Source organism: Thermococcus sp. (assembly GCF_027011145.1).
GTDB lineage: Archaea > Methanobacteriota_B > Thermococci > Thermococcales > Thermococcaceae > Thermococcus.
Map to the genome: position 1 here is coordinate 1 of NZ_JALVAO010000043.1, position 2,105 is coordinate 2,105.

1 protein-coding gene is annotated in these 2,105 nt (G+C 51.9%); it reads right to left on the minus strand.

What is annotated here, in order from left to right; translation table 11 throughout:
* On the minus strand, window positions 1–2,105 hold a 2,105-nt coding region (locus tag MVG27_RS05230), incomplete at both ends, for an LAGLIDADG family homing endonuclease (protein WP_297556314.1).

Consider the following 2,105-nt stretch of genomic DNA (forward strand, 5'->3'; position numbering starts at 1 on the left):
AATTTCTTCCAGTCCCTGGACGGAGCCGTAGTTGTCACTTATCTTCTTGAGGAGTTGCTCGCTCCAGAGACCGCGCTTCTTAAGTTCGGCCTCAAAAACAGGGTCAACGTAGTAGAACTCCCCTACCGTCACGCTCTTCTTGTAAACGAGGGCAAATATCGGCTCGATTCCGCTGGAGGTGTCGGCTATCATTGAAACCGAGCCCGTCGGCGGGCAGGTGGTGACCATACCGTTCCTAACGCCGTATCTCTTGATTTCCTCGACGAGCTCGTCCCAGGGCAGGTTCCATATCTCTCTGTGGTAGAAGCCCTCAACCGGTAGCTCACCGTCCTTGTATCTGCTCTTCTCGTAGAGCGGGAAGGTTCCGCGCCTCTTCGCGGCCTCAACGCTGTACTTGTAGGCGTAGAACGTCAGGTACTCTGTGGCCTTCCTCATGAATGCAAAGCCTTCCTCGCTGTTGTAGGGAATGCCCAGCTTAAAGAGGGCATCGGCAAGGCCCATCATTCCGACGCCTATTCTCCTCGTGAGCTTGGTGTTGTGGTCTATCTCAGGTAGCGGGAAGCGGTTGACGTCGATGGCGTTGTCGAGGTACTTGGCGACCTTCTTAATGACGTACGCATACTCGTCCCAGTCGAAGTAGGGGTTGCCCTCATCGTCATACTTTACGAACTTTGCAAGGTTTATCGAGGCCAGATTGCAGGATTCGTACTCGTAGAGGGGCTCTTCGCCGCAGTTGTGGCTAAGGAAGCCTTTGCTTATGTAGGAGTGGTGCTCCGGCACTGTGAAATCGTAGACGAGCCTTTTGCCGATGTTTTCAACACTTTCGACTGTAACAATGGGTTCGTCTACTTTCGTCTTCTTCAGGCTAAGCTTTTCCATTTTGTATCCTTCAAATCCTATTTTCTCCGCGAAGAGCTTTCTGCTGAAGTTTGCAATGACCAGTTCATGGTAACCTTCACTGTGATATGTCCTCCCCTCTCCCTCTTTGGTTGTGTATTTGAACTCGCTCGGGTACGGCCTGTCGTAGAGCTTTGACAGTATGCCGAATAGCAGTAGGAGGTCTTGGACCTCCCTCAGCAACTCCCTGTCCTTGGAGGTGAGTCTTATGGCCTTGTCGTTGTCAACGTAGCCGTCTGCGCTGAAGAGGCCCCTTAGGAATGCCGCTATTTCCCTCGGCTTCAGCCTGAAGACAATCTCTGGCACACGCTTTTCGTTGGTTTTTACAACACTCTCAAGCCATTCGTAGGCTTTTCCCCTGACACCGAGCTTAATTTGATTGCCGTAGCGGTGGGGCTCCGCCTTGATTCCGAAGTGCTTTTCAAGTATTTCCCTTATCTTCCATGCTATTTCTTCTTCCTTTTCTGCGTTGAAGTAGAACCAGGCTCTCTTGTCGTTCACATTGAGGTATCCATCCCCGATGAACCAGCCGAGAACGAACGCCAGGTCTTTTCCAATGCTCTCGCTTCCGAATTCTTCATCAACTTCAAACCTTGGCAGGAGTATCCTGTCACCGGGTTTTAGGTCTTTTACCTCTTTCCATCCATCGGGAGTCATTAGCTTGTGGTCGAGCGTTGCGGTTATCTCGTACCCCTCCTTTGTCCTCACGCGGGCTACTTCCTTCAGACCAACCTTCCAGACGTAGGCTGGGACTGAAACGGGGTCTGCAACCTCAACTGTGTTTCCATGGACAGTCTCATACTTTATTTCCTCCTCTCCGGGGAGTAAGACTTCAATGGAATAGGCGTATGGTTCCCCTCCTTCTGTAATTCCCTCAACCGCCACTGCTTCTTTCTTTCCACGTTCCTTTGCAAGCGTGAATAACTCTTCAGCTTTTATGTATCCTTCGGGAGTCAAAATCCTTGTGTCCCCTACAACACAGGGGTTGGTCGCCCGTATCGGCCCGCCCTTTGCTTCCGCCAGAACATTCCTCCTGTTGATGACGTCGAAGAATATAACCCCAGGGTCCGCTTTGCTCCAGGCCATGAAGGCCAACTCCTCGAAGAGGTTCTTGGGGTCTATTTCCTTGACCTTCTCGCCGGTCCTCGGGTTAACGAGGGGATAGCGCTTGCCCTCCTTCAGGGCCTCCCAGAAGTCCTCCCAGATGC